The organism is Zwartia panacis, from assembly GCF_030410395.1.
In the GTDB taxonomy this organism is placed as follows: Bacteria; Pseudomonadota; Gammaproteobacteria; order Burkholderiales; family Burkholderiaceae_B; genus Zwartia; species Zwartia panacis.
This window is the reverse complement of record NZ_JAUHHF010000004.1, coordinates 265,502-285,364: the sequence shown is the minus strand read 5'-3', so window position 1 is coordinate 285,364 and position 19,863 is coordinate 265,502. Positions and strand designations below refer to the sequence as shown.

The window sequence follows — 19,863 nt, the reverse complement described above, 5'->3', positions numbered from 1 at the left end:
TGTGTCCTATGAATGCGATCATTGATACAGGCTTGTCCCCCTTGATTGTGCCGCCCAAAGAAGAGGTGGTCCTGGCACTGCGGGCGGCAGTTCCACCGCACTGTGTGCTCAGTCGCGAGGAGGACACTCGACCGTACGAGTGCGACGGATTGTCGTTATATCGGTCGTTGCCGATGGCCGTGGTCCTTCCCGAGACAGAGGCGCAGGTCCAAAATATTCTTAAGGTCTGTAAACGTCTGAACGTTCCAGTCGTGGCCCGCGGTGCGGGTACGGGCTTGTCGGGTGGTGCGATGCCGCATGCTCAAGGCGTTTTACTCGGACTGGCCAAGTTCAATCAAATCAAGCAGATTGATCCGGTAGCCGCGATCGCTGTTGTTCAGCCTGGTGTTCGGAATTTGGCGGTTTCCGAAGCGGCTGCGCCATTCGGTTTGTATTACGCGCCGGATCCATCCAGTCAGATTGCCTGCACAATTGGCGGGAATGTGGCTGAGAATTCGGGAGGTGTGCATTGCCTCAAATATGGTCTGACCATTCATAACGTTCTCAAAGTTCGAATGGTGACGATGGAAGGCGATGTCGTCGAGTTAGGCTCTCTGGCGCCCGACAGTCCGGGCCCGGATTTGCTGTCCGTGTTTGTTGGATCGGAAGGCATGCTAGGGGTGGTCACCGAGGTCACCTTACGATTGACGCCCAAGCCAGCCTTAGCCAGTGTCATCATGGCGAGTTTCGATGACGTGGAAAAGGCGAGTGACGCGGTTGGCAAAATTATCGGTGCCGGAATTATTCCTGCCGGACTTGAGATGATGGACAAGCAGGCTACCCAGATGGTGGAGCCATTTGTCAAGGCTGGTTATGACATAGATGCCGAGGCCATTTTGTTGTGCGAGTCTGATGGCACAACTGAAGAAGTGGCTGAAGAACTTCAGCGCATGGAACAAGTTTTCCAGCGCGCCGGTGCAACACGACTGCAGGTTTCGACAAGTGAAGCCGAGAGGCTGCGTTTCTGGGCGGGTCGCAAGAACGCTTTTCCAGCAGCCGGTCGTGTGTCTCCCGACTATTACTGCATGGATGGAACAATCCCTCGGCGACGTCTGGGAGATGTGCTTAAAGCGATTCAGGGTATGGAAACGCAGTTTGGCTTGCGTTGCGCCAACGTTTTTCATGCTGGAGATGGGAATCTCCACCCCTTGATTCTGTTCAATTCAAATATCGAAGATGAAGTGCGGCGTGCGGAGGATTTTGGTGCAGCGATTCTCGAGCTGTGCGTCGAGGTGGGCGGGACCATCACGGGCGAGCACGGTGTGGGAATGGAAAAGATCAATCAGATGTGTGTGCAATTCAGTCGGGACGAACTGGATATGTTCATGGCGGTCAAACGTGCTTTCGATCCCGCCTGTTTACTCAATCCAGAAAAAGTGATCCCGACGCTGGCTCGCTGCGCTGAATACGGCAAGATGCATGTGCACGGTGGAGCGATTCCTTTTCCTGAGTTGCCGAGATTCTGAGCTATGACGAACTATGAAATCTCTCAGCTGATCGAACAGGTGTTGTCCGCGCGTGCCAGTTTTAAACCTATTTTGATCCGTGGTGGTGGCACCAAATCCTTTTATGGCAATCCTTTTGACCGTGCGGGCGAGGCACCTGTCACTCTCGACATGCGAAGCGTTCGCGGGATCGTGAACTACCAACCCTCTGAATTGGTGATCACCGCTTTGGCAGGCACTCCTTTGCAGGAAATTGTCGAAACGCTGGATGCTTCAGGACAGATGTTGGCTTTTGAGCCTCCTGCTTTCGGGCCTCAAGCGACGGTAGGAGGATGTATTTCTGCTGGTCTGGCGGGTCCCGGGCGTTATAGCGCAGGACCTGTGAAGGATTATGTACTTGGCGCCCATTTGCTGGACGCGCAAGGGCGTATTCTAAAGTTCGGTGGCGAGGTCATGAAAAATGTGGCCGGCTACGACGTTTCACGTTTACTGACAGGTGCTCTTGGGATGTTTGGTGCCCTGACTCAGGTCTCCATCAAAGTCGCCCCAAAACCATTCGAGGTATGTACGCTGGAATGGGATATGGATGAATCAACGGCGCTGGCGAAATGTTTGAGCTGGCGCGCGCAGCCTTTGCCAATCTCCGCAACTTCTTGGGAGTCAATTGGCGGAGCTGGGCGTTTGCGCGTGCGTTTGGCGGGAGCGGCTGCCGCACTCTCATCTGCCAGGCAATTGCTCGGCGGCGAAGTGATGGATGCCGATGTTGCAATCGAGTATTGGGCAGCGTTGCGTGAGCAGACATTGGATTTTTTCGCCACGCCAGTGCTTTGGCGTGTCGCCTGTGCGCCGGGTACACCGGCACTCAATGCGGGGCCGACCTTGATCGAGTGGGGGGGCGGACAACGCTGGATCGCAGCCGATACCGACCCTCAGTTGATTCGAAGCTTGGCTGAGCGGTCAGGCGGCCATGCAACATTATTTAGACAGCCTGAGGCAAAAAACTTGCCGCCAGAAGGTGTTTTTCATCCATTGAGTCAAGGTGTCGCAACCATCGTGCGACGACTCAAACAGGAATTCGATCCGAAGTCAGTTTTCAATCCAGGTCGTTTGATCACAGGTCTATAACGAGACAAACATGCAGATCAATTTGGCGCAGTGGGCACGTGACTCCAAGCTCGGACAAGAAGCTGACGATATTTTGCGTCGTTGCGTGCATTGTGGATTTTGCACAGCGACATGCCCAACCTATCAAGTGCTGGGCGACGAATTGGATAGCCCACGGGGACGTATTTACCTGATCAAAGAGGTTCTAGAGGGCAAGGAGCCCACTCAGGCTACGCAACAGCATCTGGATCGTTGTCTGACATGCCGTAACTGTGAAACGACCTGTCCATCGGGTGTTGAATACGGTCATCTCGTCGATATTGGTCGACAGATCGTTGAAGAAAAAGTGAAGCGTCCGCTGGGTCAGCGCGTTCAACGCGCATTATTGCGCGAGGGGCTGACATCGCGTTTATTTGCGCCAGCTTATAAATTGGGTCAGTCAATTCGTGAGTGGCTACCCGAAACACTGCAACGCAAAGTCATCGAGCCTAGGCCGGTGGGCACACTTCCAGTGACTTCAGGTTTGGCCCGCCAGGTGCTCTTGCTCTCTGGTTGCGTTCAGCCGACCATGATGCCGTCTATTGATGCTGCGACGATTCGAGTACTCAGCCGTCTGGGTATTGGAACGCAAGTCGTCGCTGGGGCGGGGTGCTGTGGTGCGCTGAGTTTTCACCTTGATGATCAAGAGCGTGCGCGTGCCCAGATGCGCCAGAACATTGACGCATGGCTTCCCCACGTCGAGTCTGGCAAGATCGATGCAATCGTCATGAACGCTTCTGGATGTGGCGCGATGGTGGTGGAGTACGCACACCATTTGAGAGATGATCCCGTTTATTTACCTAAAGCTGAAAAAATTGTGTCGTTTGTGCGGGATATCGCACAGGTTGTCAGTCCACACGCAGAGACACTCGCCAAACATATCGATCTCTCAAAACTGCCCAAGAGACCTGTTTTCCACCCGCCATGCACTTTGCAGCACTGGCAAGGTTTGCGTCCGGCTAGCGAGCAGTTGTTGACTGCGCTTGGGCTTTCATTGCAGCCCTTTACCGAAAGTCACCTGTGTTGTGGTTCCGCAGGAGCTTACTCGGTTTTGCAACCCGAGATTTCCACAGCTTTGCGTGACCGAAAACTGGGGCAGCTCAATGCAGCCAAGCCCGATGTGATGCTGTCTTCCAATATCGGCTGTATTGGTCATCTGCAAAGCGGTACAGATACTCCTGTCCGTCATTGGATCGAAGTGGTCGATACCGCTTTGAAATGATTAAGAGTGATCGACAGCTTTGACTAAGTCCTCAATGACTTTTTTGGCATCTCCAAAGACCATCATCGTTTTGTCCATGTAAAAAAGCTCGTTATCCAGGCCGGCGTAACCTGAAGCCATGGAGCGTTTGTTCACGATGATTGTTTTAGCTTTATAGGCCTCAAGAATAGGCATGCCAGCGATGGGTGACTTGGGGTCTGTTTTCGCAGCGGGGTTCACGACGTCATTGGCGCCTAACACGAGTACGACGTCCGTTTGCGCAAACTCGCTGTTGATGTCTTCCATTTCAAACACTTGATCGTAGGGGACCTCGGCCTCTGCGAGTAGCACGTTCATGTGGCCTGGCATGCGTCCGGCGACCGGATGAATCGCATACTTCACCGTGACACCGCGATCGGTGAGCTTTTCGGCCAACTCTTTAAGGGCATGCTGGGCTCGTGCGACAGCCAAGCCATAACCAGGCACGATGGTGACCGTTTCTGCGTTGGTCAGCAAGAACGCCACATCATCCGGGCTGCCTGAGCGAACCGTTCGCTGAACACCCTCACCGGGGGCGGATCCGGTATCGGTCGCACCACCAAAACCACCCAAAATCACGTTAAAGAAAGACCGGTTCATGGCCTTGCACATAATGTAGGAGAGAATCGCGCCCGAAGAGCCTACCAAAGACCCTGCAATGATCAGCATCGGATTGTTAAGCGAAAACCCGATGCCCGCCGCCGCCCAGCCTGAGTAGCTGTTGAGCATCGATACGATTACCGGCATGTCGGCACCGCCAATCGGGATAATGATGAGCACGCCTAAAACAAAGGCGATGATCGTCATGATCACAAAGGGAGTCCAGTCCTGAATCAGCATGAACCAAATGCCGCAACCAAGCATCGCGAGTGCCAATGCCAAGTTCACCATGTGCTGACCAGAAAAAACGACCGGAGCACCTTGAAAAAGACGGAATTTGTATTTGCCTGAGAGTTTGCCGAAGGCAATCACAGATCCAGAAAAGGTGATAGCACCTACAAAAGTACCAATAAACAACTCGAGACGATTGCCAAGGGGAATGGGATCGCCTTTGGCTGCGACGATACTAAAGGCGTGCGGCTCGGCAACAATGGCAACGGCGATCGCGACTGCGGCCAGACCAATCATGCTGTGCATGAAGGCGACGAGCTCCGGCATTTTTGTCATTTCAACGCGTTTGGCCATGACAGTGCCGATCGAGCCTCCAATCAGCAGTCCTAACAGAACCCACGCTAAACCAGTGCCCGCTTGAGCTTCGCGCGCGAGGCTGACGATGAGTGCAGCTGTGGTCAATACAGCAATGAGCATACCTGCCATTCCAAAGGCATTGCCTAATCGCGAGGTTGTGGGGTGAGACAAGCCTTTGAGCGCTTGAATGAAACAAACCGAAGCGATCAGGTAGAAAAGGGTGACAACGTTAATGGAAATCATGCGCGACTCCCGTTATCAGTGGACTTTTCTTTTGGGGTTTGATCTTTTGGTGACTTCTTTTTAAACATTTCCAGCATGCGTCGTGTGACCAGGAAGCCACCAAAGACGTTGACTGCGGCGAGCGCAACAGCAAAAACGCCCATGCCGCGCGCGAGTCCACCCTCGGTGAGTGCGGCGGCTAACATCGCACCGACGATAACAATCGCTGAAATAGCATTCGTGACCGCCATTAACGGGGTATGCAAAGCAGGGGTGACATTCCAGACTACGTGATAGCCGACATAGATAGCCAGCACAAAAATGATGAGATTCACCAGGGTAGGGCTAATGGCTTCCATTATTTCTTCCTTAAGTTTTTGCCGCCTTCACAGACCAGGCAAGCTGAAACGATATCGTCATCACGCGCAATGGCCAGATTGGCGTCTTTGTCTATGATGAGTTTGAGGAAGTCCAGTACGTTGCGGGCATACAGCGCAGAGGCATCCGTAGCGAGCATGCCGGGGAGGTTAGTCAAACCTACCAGCGCGACGCCATTTTCATAGACCACTAGACCTTTTTGAGAAAGAGGACAGTTACCGCCACGTTCAACAGCAAGATCGACAATGACCGATCCCGGCTTCATCGCTCGAACTGTTTCGGCAGAAATCAGTATGGGTGCAGGGCGACCGGGAATGAGCGCGGTTGAAATGACAATATCCGCCTGTTTGCAGCGCTCTGAGACCAAGGCCGCCTGCCGTTCCATCCAGCTTGCTGGCATCGGTCTCGCATAGCCACCCACGCCTTTGGCAATCTCGCGTTCCTCGTCAGTTTCGAAAGGAACATCGATGAATTTTGCACCGAGCGATTCGACTTGCTCCTTGGCTGCCGGACGCACATCTGAGGCTTCTACGACAGCCCCCAGACGTTTTGCCGTCGCGATCGCCTGCAAGCCCGCAACGCCAGTCCCCAGGATGACCACGCGAGCTGCTTTGATCGTGCCAGCCGCTGTCATCATCATGGGAAACATCCGGCCGTAGTAGTGCGCGCCTAACAGAACGGCCTTGTAACCTGCCAGATTGGCCTGAGAGGATAAGACGTCCAGACTCTGGGCACGCGTGGTGCGTGGGGCTGCCTCGAGCGCGAAGGCTGTGACACCGGCTTGCGCCATTGCGTCCAGCCCCGCTTCGTCGAATGGATCAAGCATCCCGACTAAAGTGCTTCCTCGGGCGATATTTAAGAGTTCGGTGGCGCTGGGCGCACGTACTTTGAGGATCAATGCTGCGGCGAACGCTTGCTGTGCCTCAACGATTTTGGCTCCGGCTTGCTCATAGGCCTGGTCAGAGAAATGAGCAGCCAAACCGGCACTTTGTTCGACCAGGACCTCGTGCCCGGCAGCAACGTATTTTTTAACCGTTTCCGGTGTCGCTGCCACACGTGTTTCGTTTTCGCGAGTCTCGCGCGGGATTCCGATGCGCATCGAGCTCTCCATCTGTTGGGTTGTGAATCTTTAGGTTATACACCACGCACTGGGGTTCGCGCCCGTGGTTTACTTCATTTTGAGGCGATATTGCCGGCGGTTGTCTGGGTGATGGACCGGGAGCGACTACAATTTGGACATCATGGAAACAGCAAAAAAACGTGTAGTGGTAGGCATGTCTGGTGGCGTGGACTCGTCGGTGACTGCGTGGCTGCTTAAACAGCAGGGCTACGAGGTGATCGGCCTGTTCATGAAAAACTGGGAAGATGATGACGATTCGGAGTTTTGTTCGTCCAGGCAAGATTGGCTGGATGCCGCAAGCGTTGCGGATGTCGTGGGCGTGGATATCGAGGCTGTCAATTTTGCTGCCGAATACAAAGATCGCGTGTTCGCCGATTTTCTGAGAGAGTATTCAGCGGGCCGCACGCCCAATCCCGATGTGCTGTGTAATGCGGAAATCAAATTCAAAGCTTTTTTGGATCATGCGATGACGTTGGGAGCTGACCATATCGCGACTGGCCATTACGCGCGCGTTCGCCAAGTCGGGCCTTCATTCGAGCTCCTGAAAGCGGTTGATCACACTAAAGATCAGAGCTATTTTTTGCATCGACTGAACCAGTCGCAACTCTCGCGCACGTTGTTTCCTCTAGGCGAGATCACCAAGCACGAAGTGCGTCGTATCGCTCTCGAACTTGGATTACCCAATGCGACCAAAAAAGACTCAACGGGTATATGTTTTATTGGTGAACGACCCTTCAGGGAGTTTCTCAACCGTTATTTACCCACTCAACCCGGACCGATTTTGACACAATCGGGCAAACTGGTCGGTGTGCATCACGGCCTTTCGTTCTATACGTTAGGACAGAGAAAAGGCTTGGGAATCGGTGGTGTGAAAGGGCATCAACATTCAGATGGCACAGGGCCCGTCTGGTATGTCGCGCGTAAAGATATGGCTCGAAACTCGCTTTATGTTGTCGAGGGCCATGACCACCCTTGGTTATTGGCAGACGGGCTCGATGCGGATCAAGCAAGTTGGGTGAGTGGTCACGCACCGGCCGTTGGATCTTATGCAGCTAAAACGCGTTACCGCCAGAGCGATGCACCTTGCGTATTCAACGAAGGTAAAAGTCCTGAAGGGTTTAGCTTGAAGTTTGATCAACCTCAATGGGCCGTCACGCCCGGACAGTCCGCCGTCTTGTATGACGGGGATATTTGTTTGGGTGGCGGGATTATTGCTTAGGGGGTTCGGTGTCGATAAAACTTTGACGCTGACTCAGCTTGGTGAATAAACGCGCCAGATTCGGTGATTCGGCACGCCAATCGATGTGCGGAAATCTAAAATCCAGATAACCCAGAACACAGCCGACTGCGACATCTGCCAGGCTAAAGTTCACACCCATACAGAAACTCTTAGTGCCAAGATCTTCTTCCATCGCTTTGATGGCAGCATGGATTTTGCCATACTGGCGATCAATCCATTCCTGGCTCTGCTGAGCCGCCGGACGTTGCTGTTCTTTGACGATCGTGATGGCGGCATCGAGTGTGCCGTCTGCGAGAGCTTCCCAGCATTTTGCTGCCGCGCGATCACGACCTGTTTTGGGGATCAGCTGGCTGACAGGGGATAGGGTATCTACATATTCTGCGATGACGCGTGAATCAAATAACCTATTGTCATCCTCGGTAATGAGGCATGGAACCTTACCCAAGGGGTTGAATTCCTGCATCACGGTGTCTGCTGCCCAGACATTCTCGATTTGCATCTGGTAATCGAGCTTTTTCTCAGCCATCACGATGCGCACCTTGCGGACATATGGGCTAGTGAGTGAGGCGATGAGTTTCATATGTTTATAAGTGGCAACAATGCTTAAACTATATTAGTTTTGCTAATTAAATTTTTGCAAAAGAAAAGGCATACCCTAAAAAGCGTATATTTTTTACACCTCATACCTTACCCCGAGATGCTACTTTAGGGGAGTTATTGCCTCGTAAACGGGGGTGATAAACTGAATCCAATCCATTTTGTCGTTTTTTTGTCAGCTTTCTCACCTATGCAAACAAATCCTGCTTTGACTGTTTTAAACGCCGTATCCCCCCTGGACGGCCGATATGCTTCACGTTGTGATGCGCTCAGACCGTTGCTCTCCGAGGCGGGATTCATGGCGCACAGGGTTGAAGTAGAAATTGCCTGGTTGATCGGGCTTTCGCAGGCTGGTTTGCCTGAGTTACCTCCTTTTTCAGCCGAAGCGACAAAGGTGTTGCGCGGTCTAGTCAGTCACTTTTCCGAGGCGGATGCCGACCGGATCAAGCAAATTGAACGCACGACCAATCATGACGTTAAAGCGGTGGAGTATTGGCTTAAGGAAAAGGTTGCGGGTATCCCGGAGCTTGAAAAAGCGGGAGAGTTTATCCATTTTGCCTGTACCTCCGAGGATATTAACAACACATCACATGCCTTGATGTTGGGTCGCGCACGCGAGCAGGTAGTTGTTCCACAGTTGCAAAAGGTGTTGGCCTCGCTACAGCAAATGGCTCACTCCCAGGCTGGGCAGCCGATGCTGGCACGTACACATGGTCAGCCCGCAACACCGACTACGCTTGGTAAAGAGTTTGCGAACGTCGCCGCACGCTTGCGCGATGCGATTGCACATATCCAAGCTGTTGTGCCCTTGGCTAAGATGAATGGCGCGACAGGTAATTACAACGCACACTTGTCGGCATACCCAGAGTTGGATTGGCCAGCATTTAGTGCGTCTGTGCTCAAAGAACTTGGTCTGAAGCAAAATCCCCACACCATCCAGATCGAGCCCCACGACTGGATGGCTGGTTTGTTTGATGCGATTGCACGCGCCAATACTATTTTGATCGATTTAAATCGCGACATCTGGGGCTACATCGCTCTTGGTTATTTTAAACAGCGCCTGAAAGACGGTGAAGTGGGTTCTTCGACCATGCCGCACAAGGTCAACCCGATTGATTTTGAAAACGCGGAAGGCAATCTTGGATTAGCCAACGCTGTGTTGCGTCATCTTTCTGAAAAACTTCCTATTTCTCGATGGCAGCGTGACTTAACTGATTCGACAGTGCTGCGCAATCTTGGCGTTGCGCTCGGTTACTGTCTGGTGGCCTACGACGCGTGCTTGCGTGGTTTAGGCAAGCTGGAGGTCAATGCCGCCGCGATCGACGCAGATATCGATGATTGTTGGGAAGTACTCGCCGAGCCCATCCAGACCGTCATGCGCCGGTATGGACTACCTCAGCCCTACGAGCAGCTCAAGGCATTAACGCGAGGAAAGGGTATTACCGAGCAAGCGTTACGCGAGTTCATCGGCGGTTTGGATCTGCCAGCGGATGTCCGCTCACGCATGCTAGCGATGACACCCCGCAGTTACATTGGTTTGGCTCAAAGTCTTGCAAAAACAGCCTAGTTATTTCACCAGTCTTTTAAAAGAGTACGCATAAATGAATCTGAACAAACTATCGGTATTGTTGGTGTCTGGCGCGCTGTTGTCTCCTTTATGGATGTCTTCTGCAAGTGCTCAGTTTGCAAAACCCGAGGATGCGATTAAATATCGCCAGTCAGCCTTCGTCTTACTGGCCTCTCAATTTGGCCGCATGCAGCCCACAGTCAAAGGACAAGTTCCTTACGACGCAGCGGCAATTAAGGCGAACGTTGCTTTGGTTCAGACACTGTCGACCCTGCCTTGGGGAGCGTTTGGCGCGGGCACTGAGGGTAAGAGTTCAGCCAAGCCAGAGGTTTGGTCTGACGCAGCTGGATTCAAAGCTGCGCAGACCAAATTCGAATCAGCGATTGTCAAGCTTTCCGCAGCTGCTGATTCGGGCGATCTTGACAAGCTACGTGCAGCATTTGGCGATGTTGGCGCCAGCTGTAAAGCGTGTCACGACTCTTATCGCATCAAGAAATAAAAGGTAAGACGGCTGCCAGATATTCTGTAGGAATTTCTGGTGGTGCAATGTGTGCGCTTTTAACTTTCACCATGCGCGCATCTTTGATGTGATCCACCAGAGCTTGCCCTCGTGCTTCTGGTGTTGACAAATCGGACTCGCCAACGACCACGAGTGTGGGGACTTGAATCCGTGCAAGGCGTGGGTAGAGATCCATATCGCGGATCGCGCCACAGCAGGCGGCATAGCCTGCAGGTGCTTGAGACAGGGCGATATTTCGGATACGCTTAAGACGGATGTTGTTTTGTAGAACAAACTCAGGCGTGAAAAATCGTCCAATGACGCCATCAATAATTGCTGACATACCACCCGTTTTGAGAGCTGCAATACGCTGATCCCAAATTCCAGGGTCAAACTCTGCCGCAGTATGACTGAGCACGAGTTTTTTGAGTCCCGTAGGCTTACGTGCCGCAAGCTCCATCCCGATCATCCCGCCCAGAGAAATCCCCCAGTAGTGATAATGGGTCAATCGAGCCGCGGCAATGACCGCTTGTGCGTCGTCTGCCAGCTGATCAATTGAGTAAGGACCAGGGGGGGCATCAGAACCGCCATGTCCACGCGTGTCAAAACGCACAACGTAGAAATGACGCATGAGAGACTCTAGCATCGGGTCCCATAGCGTGATGTCCGTCCCAAGCGAGTTGCCTAGAAGCAATCCTGGTAATTGAGTGTCGCCGTCGCCGCGCCAATAGATCCTGCAATCACCGTTGTTAAGAATCGGCATTTTTTGTTCCCCAGATCATTTTTATATTTACTGACCCGGTATTATTCCCTAAAAGTAGACGACTGAGTATCACTGCATCAGCTAAAACTTGCCGGTGCGTTCACTGCAAGCATATAAAGCCACCAGCCCAGCCCGGTCAGCAGGACTGATAAAAGGAGTGCACCCGCCCGAACTCGCCAGTCGTCCCGTGCATTCTGGGCATCAGGAGGTAAGGTGTGTTTAGGAATGTCGCCCGTCATCATTGGTTTAACGTGGGACTCGCCTTTGAAGCTGTAGAACGCTATCGCTAACAGATGCAAGAGAATCAGCGTGTACAGTAAATATTCATTCAACAGATGCAAGCGTGTGAACAAGGCGACAGTGTCGTTGCTGACGAACTGCACGAGAGGGCCTTGTGTCAGCACATCATCATTTGTGAATAGACCGGAAAAACTTTGAAATAAGAGCAAGATCAACATGGCGATCACTGACCAGGCGCCAAGCGGATTATGTCCGGCATGCTGAGACTTGTTTTTTTGACGCAGGTAAGAGATGGTTTGAGCGGGGGAAGTCATGAACTGGGTAAAACGGGCGTAGCGTGGCCCAATGAGTCCCCATATCAGACGGAAAAGGAGAAGCACAAAACTCGCAATGCCAAATCTGACATGCCACTCCATCCAGGCACCCCCTAAATTGATCGTCACGAGGGCGCCGCAGATGCTGAACGCGAATAACCAGTGAAATAGCCTGGTGGGCAAATCCCAAATACGTGTTTGTGGTACGGAGTGACGAGGGCTGTTTAAACGATGAGCGGTCATGCTGAGAAACCTAGGGTTATCCATCATTTAATTTATCACCCTTTTAATGAAAACCACTCAGTGGTCAATTCATATTGGTTGTCATTGAACTTAAATAAAGTTAAGTTAATGTGAGAGACAAAACCAAAAATAATTAATTAAGTGAGTAAGTGACTGTATGAACGCAGTTCAATTTGATCAGGCCGGCAAAAGCTGGGGGGCGACGACAGCCCTTCATCCTACAGATCTGCAGCTTGAGCAGGGACAATTTTCAGTGTTGCTTGGGCCTTCAGGTTGTGGAAAGACGACGACATTAAGATTGATTGCCGGGCTTGAGATGCCGACAACAGGTCGCATTCACATTTTTGGTCGCGATGTGACTGAGATACAACCTGCCCAGCGTGGCGTGTCAATGGTATTTCAGAATTACGCCTTGTTTCCTCACCTTTCTGTTTCAGAGAACGTTGTATTCGGACTCAAGGTCAGGCGTGTACCCAAAGCGGAAATTATCGAAAGACTCCGAAAAACTTTGGATTTGCTGAGTTTGTCACAATTGGCTGATCGCAAACCTGGTGAGCTATCAGGCGGTCAACAGCAGCGTGTCGCATTAGCGCGCGCGCTGGTTGCAGATAGTCAGCTTTGTCTGATGGACGAGCCCTTGTCCAACCTAGACGCGCAACTTCGTCAAGAGATGCGTCACGAGTTGCGCGCTCTTCAGCGCAAACTTGGTTTGTCAGTGGTCTACGTGACCCATGATCAGACCGAGGCGATGAGCATGGCAGATCGCGTCATCTTGCTCAAGGGTGGGCGGGTCGAGCAGGTCGCGACACCGACTGAGATTTATCAACAGCCACGTACTCTTTTTGCTGCGCAGTTTATTGGTAGCGCAAGAATGAATGTGCTTGAGCTTGAAGGCTCGCGTATCGCAGGGACCCATATCGAGTTGCAAGCGCCATCGGGTGCGACACGCGTGGGCATTCGTCCCGAGGATGTGCATTTAGGCGGAGACCTTCATTTGCCATTACTCAGAACGGATTTTACTGGCGCGGATCTCATGCTGCACGTTGGGGTCGGTCAGCAGTCGTTGGTTGTAAGAGCGGATGGTAAGTATGCTCGAGATGTTCAGGGCGAAATTGCGCTGGGTTGGGAGGCTTCAAACCTGCATTGGTTTGATCATGACGGTCATCGTATCAATTAAGTCGATTGCATTAACCAAGTACTTAAATCAGCTATTCAAATCGTTAAGGAGAAAGGTGTGAACAAACTATTCAGTCGTGCGGTCATGCTGGCCGCAGGTGTCTGTCTGAGCGCGTCTGCATTCAGCAAAACAGAGGTGTCTTTTTATTTTCCAATCGCAGTAGGCGGACCCATCACAAAAATTATTGATCAGTACGCAACAGACTTTAATCAGGCTCATCCAGACTATAAGGTGACCCCTGTTTATTCGGGTACTTATCAGGAAACAATTGTGAAAGCCTTGACGGCTCATAAAGCAGGCAAGCCGCCGACCGCTGCTATTTTGCTTTCAACCGATACGTTTACATTAGCCGATGAAGCTGCGATTACTCCGATTGACAAATTTGTCAAAACTGAAGATGACCGTGCTTGGCTCAAGAGCTTTTTTCCGGCATTTATGTTGAACGGTCAATTTGATAATAAGACTTGGGGTATTCCGTTCCAGCGTTCGACTGTTGTGTTGTACTGGAACAAGGAAATGTTCAAAGAAGCTGGTCTTGATCCCAACACTCCACCCAAAAACTGGGCCGAAACTGTCAGTATGGGTCAAAAGCTCACCAAAAAAGATGCAAGTGGAAATGTCACGCAATGGGGTATCCAAGTCCCCTCCAGTGGATTTCCTTATTGGTTATTCCAAGGGTTCAGCACACAAAATGATGCCATTCTGGCAAACGCAGCAGGCAATCAAGTCAAATACGACGACCCAAAAGTGATTGAGGCTTTGCAATACTGGGTTGATCTATCCAAAAAATATGGCATTCATCCTTCAGGCGTCGTTCAATGGGGAACAACACCTCGGGACTTCATGGAAAAGAAAGTTGCCATGATTTGGACAACGACCGGCAACCTGACAAATATACGCAGTAATGCCAAATTCGATTTTGGTGTGGCAATGTTGCCAGAGGGAAAACGTCGAGGCTCTCCGACAGGAGGTGGTAATTTCTTCATTTTCTCGAAAGCTTCTGCAGCAGAACAAGAGGGGGCATACCAGTTTGCGAAATGGTTGACACAACCCGAACGTGCCGCACAGTGGAGTATCGATACAGGTTATGTCGCTGTCTCACCTGCAGCCTATGAAACGCCTACTCTGAAAAAGTATGCGGCTGAATTTCCTCCGGCTTTAGTTGCACGTGATCAGTTGCCTTTCGCAGTCGCCGAACTTTCGACTCACGATAATCAGCGTGTGACCAAGGCCTTGAACGATGGCTTGCAAGCTGCCTTGACGGGTGCCAAGTCTCCTGCGCAAGCACTCAAGGATGCTCAGGTCGAAGCAGATCGTCTGCTGCGTAAATACAAGTAAAGAGGAGTCTCGAACGGTCCGTGCTTGATGCGCAGACCGTTCGTTCAACGATGACACTCCTATGAAACCCCTATGACACTCTCTACCCGGCACATACACGCCTATCTTTTGCTTTTGCCCGCCTTTATTTTTTTGGTGGGCTTTACGCATTATCCCGCAGTAGGCACATTGATAGACAGTTTGATGTCGACTCCGCGCGCGGGACGAGAGGCTGTTTTCGTGGGCGTAGAAAACTATCAAGTGATGCGTGAGGACCCTAATTTTTGGAAATCCTTATTAAATAACTTGTGGTTTGCACTCGTCACGATTCCCGTCTCAATTGCCTTGTCAATCTCAATGGCTCTTTGGGTAAATGAAAAAATAGCGGGCCGTCAGTTTTTACGTCTTTCTTATTTCTTACCCACCGTATTACCCATGATCGCAGTGGCAAATATCTGGATCTTTTTTTATACGCCCGGGTATGGGTTGATCAACCAAGTGTTAGGAATGTTAGGTTTTTCAAGCCAGAATTGGCTTGGAGATCCTCAGTTGGCGCTCGGCTCCGTGATTGTTGTCGCCATCTGGAAAGAGGCGGGATTTTTCATGATTTTTTATCTTGCTGCTTTGCAGACCTTGAGTCCGAATTATCAGGAGGCCGCTCAAATTGAAGGTGCGAGCCGATGGTATTTTTTTCGACGTATCCAGTGGCCATTATTAATGCCCACGACAATTTTTGTTTTGGTCAATGCGCTGATTAATGCATTTCGCATGGTCGATCACATTATTGTGATGACAAAAGGTGGCCCTGATAATGCGACTTCCTTGTTGTTGTTCTATCTTTACGAGGTCGGGTTTAGTTTTTGGGATCGTGGCTATGCATCCGCATTGACGGCAGTGTTGCTGCTAATTTTGGCCGTCGTTGGCTTGTTGCAGTTCTTTTTGCTGGATCGCAGGACGCACTACAGATGAGCCTGACAATGAACACCTCAACATCCGTTAGTCGGACATTTACTGGACTAGGTCAGCCTGCAGGTCTATTGTCCACCGTCGGGGCATGGGTGCTTGGGTTGTGCTGGATCACGCCACTACTTTATGCTCTTTGGGCCGCGATTCATCCTTCGGAGTTCGCAACAAAACTGATCTGGAATGCTCCCCTGACGATTGATAATTTTCTCGCTGCTTGGAACGCCGCACCTTTCGCACGTTATTTTTTAAACACTACACTACTGGTGACGATGATTTTGATGATTCAGTTAGTGTTGTGCACACTCGCTGCCTATGCTTTCGCTCGCTATGATTTTTTTGGCAAGAATATTCTTTTTTCCTTAATGCTTGTACAGCTGATGGTGATGCCAGAAATTCTAATCGTTAGAAACTATCAGACCTTATCGCAGCTTGGTTTAGTTGATACGCTATTTGGAATCGGTCTGCCTTATTTTGCGTCTGCGTTTGCGATTTTCTTATTGCGGCAGACGTTTAAGACAATTCCCAAAGAATTGATCGAAGCTGCGATGATGGAGGGCGCAACTGCTTTACAGGTGCTGCGTCATGTCTATATACCTTTAGCAAAACCGACTTACCTCGCGTTCGCACTCGTGTCAGTGAGTTATCACTGGAATAACTTTCTCTGGCCTCTTGTGGTCAGTAATTCAGTCGAATCACGACCATTGACTGTCGGTTTGCAAGTATTCTCATCGACAGATCAGGGCATAGACTGGTCGATTATTACAGCTGCAACGCTGCTGACGTCTGCGCCCTTGTTACTAGGATTTTTGATTTTTCAGCGACAGTTTGTCCAATCTTTTATGCGGGCAGGTATCAAATGAAAATTCTCACTTGGAATGTCCAATGGTTTAAAGGACTCGATGGCGTCGTGGATATTGAGCGTGTTTTGAAAAAGGCGCGTGAAATGGGTGATTTTGATGTTCTGTGCATGCAGGAGGTCAGCGTGAACTACAAAACACTGACCGGTCAAACACCTGCGGATCAAGTCGAGCATGTGCGTGCGTTGATGCCTGGTTTCGAGGTGGTCTTAGGTGCGGCAATCGATGAGCTCTCGCCCTGTGGAAATGATCGCCAACAATTTGGCAATTTGATCGTTTCTCGGCTTCCTATTCGCCTGATCGAAAAAATCCTGTTGCCAGATCCTGTCTCCGGGAACGATATAAACACCCCTAGCATGCGCCGTGTTTGCCTTGTTTGCACTGTTCAGGCCTCATGGGGCCCTGTACGCGTCATGACCTCTCATCTCGAGTATTACAACGCAACAGCACGTTTGGCTCAGGTTTCAGCGCTGCGCGATATTCACCTGCAGGCTTGTTCTTTAGCGGCTTTTCCACCGAAATCGATCGATGGTGGTCCCTACCAGCTTAAACCGCATACGATGGATGCAGTGCTATGCGGAGATTTCAATTTTGAGGTGCAAAGCATCGAGCATGCCCGAATGACTCAGCCCGGGGATTCTGGCGCATTGTTTAATGCGTGGGACATTCTGAAGCCTGGCCATCCATATCCCGCGACATTCCGTATTTTTGATCGTACTTATGGTCCTGAGCCCGTGGGTTGTGATTTCTTTTTTGTCAGTCCTTCAATTTCCTCACGTGTGAAAGGATTATCGGTCGATCAGTTGACGCAGGTTTCTGATCATCAACCGGTCATGCTGGTGCTGAATGATTGAGTCAGGCGATTTATATGTGCAAGCGCGCACTAGACTGGCGTTTGGGCGTCATACCGGTGCTGAGTTCGATCGATTGTTCATGCGCCGCACAGTATTGGTGCCTAATCGAGCATTTTTTATCCTCTCATCACAGTTTCTAGCTATGTGGATGTGTTCATAGCGTCTGGCACGCATTTTGCTTGAGTACCTGTACCGCGTTTCTATACAGGGGTACTCAAGATGTCGATTTTCTCCAATCCATTTGATTCAAAGCTTCGTTTGCGTTGCTCTTGTGGGCAACATGCCACGGCGGCTGAGCATGAGGCCAGCCAGTCCTCATTGAGTGAAGTGAGTGATCGATCAACAGAGGCACTTGGCTCGCGCGTCGTTGAGCAAGCTGTCATGCGTGCTGTGTTCCCTCAAGACGAGATGCGTAGAAAATTTTTACAGGCAGTCGGTGCGCCGACTGCCTTGGCCGCGATTTCATCTATTTTCCCAATGGCATTTGCCAAAGAAGCCTTTGCGCAAGGTGGAAAATTAGAAAAGACGAATTTAAAAGTCGGTTTTATCCCAATCACGTGCGCAACGCCCATCATCATGGCCGATCCCATGGGTTTTTATAAAAAACAGGGCCTCAATGTCGAGATCATCAAAACGGCGGGGTGGGCTGTTGTGCGTGATAAATCACTGAATAAAGAGTATGACGCGGCACACATGCTTTCCCCCATGCCACTGGCGATCTCAATGGGAGCAGGGGCGGCACCGACCCCCTACACCGTACCGGCCATTGAAAATATCAACGGTCAGGCGATTACGCTTGCCGTCAAACACAAGAATAAGCGGAATCCAAAGGACTGGAAAGGTTTTAAGTTTGCGGTGCCTTTTGATTACTCGATGCATAACTACTTGTTACGGTATTACCTTGCGGAAAACGGCATCGATCCTGATCGGGATGTGCAGATCCGTGTCGTTCCACCTCCGGAAATGGTGGCGAACTTGCGCGCTGACAATATCGACGGGTTTTTAGCACCTGATCCAGTCAACCAGCGTGCGGTATTCGATGGTGTGGGCTTTATTCATATCCTGTCAAAAGAGCTGTGGGATGGACATCCCTGTTGTGCGTTTGCGGCAAGCAAGGAGTTTATGTCCGCCAACCCCAATACTTACGGTGCGTTGCTACGGGCCATTGTCGAAGCAACAGCCTATGCACAAAAAGCTGAAAACAGAAAGGAGATTGCTGCTGCGATCCATACGCCTAACTATTTGAATCAGCCGCTGACGGTTGTCGAACAAGTCTTGACAGGGACTTATGCTGATGGATTGGGTAATGTGAAAAAGGTCCCGGACCGTATTGGTTTCGATCCCATGCCCTGGGAGTCTTTTGCCATCTGGATCATGACGCAGATGCAACGATGGGGACAGGTAAAAGGCGATGTTGATTATCAAAAAATTGCCCAAGACGTTTTTTTAGCGACCGATGCGCGTCGTGCGATGGAGCAGGCTGGCTTGGTGGCACCAGATCCAGGTAGCAAGAAAATTGTTGTCATGGGTAAGGTATTTGACTCGAACAAACCTCGCGAGTATCTCGACAGCTTTGCGATCAAGAGGGCTTGAAGATGATGGTTCACGAGCGCACAAGAGCGTTGATCTTGTCACTTTTGGTGTTGGCGATTTTTCTCATGTTTTGGCAAATCGCCACAATGCCTACGCAAGGTACGCAGGTTGTGGATGAGGAGTATGCCAAGCTTGTGGGAGCGGCCGCTGCGACAGGACAGAAGTCAACATTTCCAGGCCCGATGGATGTGGGGATCAAGCTGGTTGAACATTTGTCTGATCCTTTTTACGACAGGGGCGCCAATGACAAAGGGATTGGTATCCAGCTTGCATGGTCTGTGTCGCGTGTCGCACTGGGTTTCGGTCTTGCGGCGCTTGTCGCGATTCCACTTGGATTTTTGATCGGAATGTCACGATTGTTTTTTCAGGCACTGGATCCATTCATTCAAGTCCTTAAACCCATCTCCCCACTTGCCTGGATGCCTCTGGCCTTGTTTACGTTAAAGGATTCCAACGTTTCGGCGGTCTTCGTGATCTTCATCTGTTCAATTTGGCCGATGTTGATTAACACCGCTTTTGGCGTGGCGTCCGTCAGAAAGGAATGGATTGATGTTTCACGCACGCTTGAAGTGAATCCTCTTCGTAAAGCTTTTTTTGTGATTCTTCCCGCGGCGGCACCAACGATCATGACAGGCATGAGGATATCAATCGGTATCGCTTGGCTGGTGATTGTGGCTGCCGAAATGCTGGTAGGTGGAACAGGGATTGGCTATTTCGTCTGGAATGAATGGAATAACTTATCGATCTCAAATATTTTGGTAGCCGTGCTCATGATCGGACTGATCGGAATGCTTCTCGATTTGTGCTTTGCCCGTCTTCAACGGGCCGTGACATACAAAGATTAGGTTTGAAAAGGTGAGC

Annotated in this window: 19 protein-coding genes; 13 read left to right on the top strand and 6 right to left on the bottom strand. The window is 50.9% G+C overall.

Annotation, left to right across the window (positions count from 1 at the left end):
• The first annotated feature begins 8 nt into the window (after positions 1–8).
• Genes QWY30_RS08405 through glcF form a run of 3 tightly spaced genes read left to right on the top strand, consistent with a single transcriptional unit; the run spans position 9 to position 3,849 of the window.
• Positions 9–1,505 (top strand): FAD-linked oxidase C-terminal domain-containing protein, encoded by a 1,497-nt coding sequence (locus QWY30_RS08405; RefSeq protein WP_290240051.1) that lies wholly within the window; start codon positions 9–11, stop codon positions 1,503–1,505.
• Positions 1,506–1,508: 3 nt separating this feature from the next.
• The gene (glcE, locus tag QWY30_RS08400; protein WP_290240049.1) at positions 1,509–2,609 is read left to right on the top strand and encodes a glycolate oxidase subunit GlcE; all 1,101 of its coding nucleotides are present in this window, start codon (positions 1,509–1,511) and stop codon (positions 2,607–2,609) included.
• Between the two features lie 10 nt (positions 2,610–2,619).
• Positions 2,620–3,849, top strand: coding sequence for a glycolate oxidase subunit GlcF (gene glcF, locus QWY30_RS08395; RefSeq protein ID WP_290240047.1), 1,230 nt, complete (start codon positions 2,620–2,622; stop codon positions 3,847–3,849).
• Here glcF and QWY30_RS08390 read toward each other — a convergent pair whose 3' ends face one another.
• The 3 genes from QWY30_RS08390 to QWY30_RS08380 are packed head-to-tail and all read right to left on the bottom strand — an operon-like array spanning position 3,850 to position 6,754.
• Entirely contained in the window at positions 3,850–5,298 is a 1,449-nt protein-coding gene (locus QWY30_RS08390) for an NAD(P)(+) transhydrogenase (Re/Si-specific) subunit beta (protein ID WP_290240045.1), read from the bottom strand.
• On the bottom strand, positions 5,295–5,636 hold the full coding sequence (locus QWY30_RS08385; RefSeq protein ID WP_290240043.1) for an NAD(P) transhydrogenase subunit alpha part 2: 342 nt from the start codon (positions 5,634–5,636) through the stop codon (positions 5,295–5,297). Before QWY30_RS08385 ends, QWY30_RS08390 begins: the two co-directional genes overlap by 4 nt.
• A complete protein-coding gene (locus QWY30_RS08380; RefSeq protein ID WP_290240041.1) occupies positions 5,636–6,754 on the bottom strand; it encodes a Re/Si-specific NAD(P)(+) transhydrogenase subunit alpha in 1,119 nt (372 codons plus the stop codon). The genes QWY30_RS08385 and QWY30_RS08380 overlap by 1 nt, the downstream gene beginning before the upstream one ends.
• A gap of 142 nt (positions 6,755–6,896) precedes the next feature.
• On the opposite strand from QWY30_RS08380, the gene mnmA reads away from it, so the two are divergent.
• Complete coding sequence (gene mnmA, locus QWY30_RS08375) at positions 6,897–7,994, top strand: tRNA 2-thiouridine(34) synthase MnmA (protein WP_290240038.1); 1,098 nt, start codon at positions 6,897–6,899, stop codon at positions 7,992–7,994.
• Here the strand turns inward: mnmA and QWY30_RS08370 are convergent.
• Complete coding sequence (locus QWY30_RS08370; RefSeq protein ID WP_290240036.1) at positions 7,984–8,595, bottom strand: glutathione S-transferase; 612 nt, start codon at positions 8,593–8,595, stop codon at positions 7,984–7,986. The two genes, mnmA and QWY30_RS08370, sit on opposite strands and share 11 nt — an antisense overlap.
• 207 nt (positions 8,596–8,802) lie before the next feature.
• On the opposite strand from QWY30_RS08370, the gene purB reads away from it, so the two are divergent.
• Both purB and QWY30_RS08360 read left to right on the top strand, forming a co-directional pair.
• Complete coding sequence (gene purB / locus QWY30_RS08365) at positions 8,803–10,179, top strand: adenylosuccinate lyase (protein WP_290240035.1); 1,377 nt, start codon at positions 8,803–8,805, stop codon at positions 10,177–10,179.
• Positions 10,180–10,219: 40 nt separating this feature from the next.
• Complete coding sequence (locus tag QWY30_RS08360) at positions 10,220–10,678, top strand: c-type cytochrome (RefSeq protein WP_290240113.1); 459 nt, start codon at positions 10,220–10,222, stop codon at positions 10,676–10,678.
• On the opposite strand, the gene pcaD is transcribed toward QWY30_RS08360, so the two are convergent.
• Both pcaD and QWY30_RS08350 read right to left on the bottom strand, forming a co-directional pair.
• Positions 10,668–11,441, bottom strand: coding sequence for a 3-oxoadipate enol-lactonase (gene pcaD, locus QWY30_RS08355; RefSeq protein WP_290240031.1), 774 nt, complete (start codon positions 11,439–11,441; stop codon positions 10,668–10,670). The genes QWY30_RS08360 and pcaD overlap by 11 nt on opposite strands.
• 77 nt (positions 11,442–11,518) lie before the next feature.
• Positions 11,519–12,238 carry a cytochrome b/b6 domain-containing protein gene (locus QWY30_RS08350; RefSeq protein WP_290240029.1) on the bottom strand — a complete coding sequence of 240 codons (720 nt, stop codon included), beginning with the start codon at positions 12,236–12,238 and terminating at the stop codon, positions 11,519–11,521.
• Between the two features lie 157 nt (positions 12,239–12,395).
• Here QWY30_RS08350 and QWY30_RS08345 point away from each other — a divergent pair, with 157 nt between their 5' ends.
• The 7 genes from QWY30_RS08345 to ntrB all read left to right on the top strand — a co-directional run bounded on the left by QWY30_RS08345 (position 12,396) and on the right by ntrB (position 19,847).
• On the top strand, positions 12,396–13,415 hold the full coding sequence (locus QWY30_RS08345) for an ABC transporter ATP-binding protein (RefSeq protein ID WP_290240027.1): 1,020 nt from the start codon (positions 12,396–12,398) through the stop codon (positions 13,413–13,415).
• An 84-nt stretch (positions 13,416–13,499) separates the two neighbouring features.
• Complete coding sequence (locus QWY30_RS08340) at positions 13,500–14,753, top strand: ABC transporter substrate-binding protein (protein ID WP_290240111.1); 1,254 nt, start codon at positions 13,500–13,502, stop codon at positions 14,751–14,753.
• 72 nt (positions 14,754–14,825) lie between these two features.
• Entirely contained in the window at positions 14,826–15,701 is an 876-nt protein-coding gene (locus QWY30_RS08335) for a carbohydrate ABC transporter permease (RefSeq protein WP_290240025.1), read from the top strand.
• A gap of 8 nt (positions 15,702–15,709) precedes the next feature.
• Complete coding sequence (locus QWY30_RS08330) at positions 15,710–16,558, top strand: carbohydrate ABC transporter permease (protein ID WP_290240023.1); 849 nt, start codon at positions 15,710–15,712, stop codon at positions 16,556–16,558.
• A complete protein-coding gene (locus tag QWY30_RS08325; protein ID WP_290240021.1) occupies positions 16,555–17,409 on the top strand; it encodes an endonuclease/exonuclease/phosphatase family protein in 855 nt (284 codons plus the stop codon). Before QWY30_RS08330 ends, QWY30_RS08325 begins: the two co-directional genes overlap by 4 nt.
• A 219-nt stretch (positions 17,410–17,628) precedes the next feature.
• The gene (locus QWY30_RS08320; protein WP_290240019.1) at positions 17,629–19,002 is read left to right on the top strand and encodes a CmpA/NrtA family ABC transporter substrate-binding protein; all 1,374 of its coding nucleotides are present in this window, start codon (positions 17,629–17,631) and stop codon (positions 19,000–19,002) included.
• 2 nt (positions 19,003–19,004) lie between these two features.
• Entirely contained in the window at positions 19,005–19,847 is an 843-nt protein-coding gene (gene ntrB, locus QWY30_RS08315; protein ID WP_290240016.1) for a nitrate ABC transporter permease, read from the top strand.
• The last annotated feature ends 16 nt before the right edge of the window (positions 19,848–19,863 follow it).

Coding starts and splice junctions, on each gene's coding strand:
- QWY30_RS08320 (WP_290240019.1), top strand. CDS start 17,629: ATGTCGATTTTCTCCAATCCATTTGATTCAAAGCTTCGTTTGCGTTGC.
- glcE (WP_290240049.1), top strand. CDS start 1,509: ATGACGAACTATGAAATCTCTCAGCTGATCGAACAGGTGTTGTCCGCG.
- glcF (WP_290240047.1), top strand. CDS start 2,620: ATGCAGATCAATTTGGCGCAGTGGGCACGTGACTCCAAGCTCGGACAA.
- QWY30_RS08385 (WP_290240043.1), bottom strand. CDS start 5,636: ATGGAAGCCATTAGCCCTACCCTGGTGAATCTCATCATTTTTGTGCTG.
- QWY30_RS08330 (WP_290240023.1), top strand. CDS start 15,710: ATGAACACCTCAACATCCGTTAGTCGGACATTTACTGGACTAGGTCAG.
- QWY30_RS08405 (WP_290240051.1), top strand. CDS start 9: ATGAATGCGATCATTGATACAGGCTTGTCCCCCTTGATTGTGCCGCCC.
- QWY30_RS08345 (WP_290240027.1), top strand. CDS start 12,396: ATGAACGCAGTTCAATTTGATCAGGCCGGCAAAAGCTGGGGGGCGACG.
- QWY30_RS08380 (WP_290240041.1), bottom strand. CDS start 6,754: ATGCGCATCGGAATCCCGCGCGAGACTCGCGAAAACGAAACACGTGTG.
- QWY30_RS08390 (WP_290240045.1), bottom strand. CDS start 5,298: ATGATTTCCATTAACGTTGTCACCCTTTTCTACCTGATCGCTTCGGTT.
- QWY30_RS08325 (WP_290240021.1), top strand. CDS start 16,555: ATGAAAATTCTCACTTGGAATGTCCAATGGTTTAAAGGACTCGATGGC.
- QWY30_RS08350 (WP_290240029.1), bottom strand. CDS start 12,238: ATGACCGCTCATCGTTTAAACAGCCCTCGTCACTCCGTACCACAAACA.
- purB (WP_290240035.1), top strand. CDS start 8,803: ATGCAAACAAATCCTGCTTTGACTGTTTTAAACGCCGTATCCCCCCTG.
- QWY30_RS08370 (WP_290240036.1), bottom strand. CDS start 8,595: ATGAAACTCATCGCCTCACTCACTAGCCCATATGTCCGCAAGGTGCGC.
- QWY30_RS08340 (WP_290240111.1), top strand. CDS start 13,500: ATGCTGGCCGCAGGTGTCTGTCTGAGCGCGTCTGCATTCAGCAAAACA.
- QWY30_RS08335 (WP_290240025.1), top strand. CDS start 14,826: ATGACACTCTCTACCCGGCACATACACGCCTATCTTTTGCTTTTGCCC.
- mnmA (WP_290240038.1), top strand. CDS start 6,897: ATGGAAACAGCAAAAAAACGTGTAGTGGTAGGCATGTCTGGTGGCGTG.
- pcaD (WP_290240031.1), bottom strand. CDS start 11,441: ATGCCGATTCTTAACAACGGTGATTGCAGGATCTATTGGCGCGGCGAC.
- ntrB (WP_290240016.1), top strand. CDS start 19,005: ATGATGGTTCACGAGCGCACAAGAGCGTTGATCTTGTCACTTTTGGTG.